Origin of the sequence: Pseudoalteromonas sp. S1609 (assembly GCF_005887255.1) — a bacterium.
Classification (GTDB): domain Bacteria; phylum Pseudomonadota; class Gammaproteobacteria; order Enterobacterales; family Alteromonadaceae; genus Pseudoalteromonas.
Window position 1 is genome coordinate 1 of the sequence record NZ_PNDJ01000277.1, and the last position, 250, is coordinate 250.

General features: G+C 38.4%; 1 pseudogene. It reads left to right on the forward strand.

The features are described from left to right. Positions 1–225, forward strand: a pseudogene (locus CWB76_RS19730) (TonB-dependent receptor plug domain-containing protein); the annotation flags it as partial. Positions 226–250: the final 25 nt, after the last annotated feature.

Here is a 250-nt window from a genome sequence, read left to right on the forward strand (position 1 = left end):
ACGGTTGATTTAAACACCATTCCGGTATCGATGATCAAACAATTAGAAGTAATTAAAGATGGTTCATCTCCTGTATACGGTACTGATTCGATAGCAAGCGTAGGCAATATTATCTTTAAAGATAATTTTGAAGGGCTAGCCAGGCACGTAAATTCTGCATTTAGAGGTGATGGCGATGGCTCCGAAAACAATAGAGTTTTCACTTTGGGTAGCTCTTTCGATAAATGATATTTATATAGCGGCAGGCATG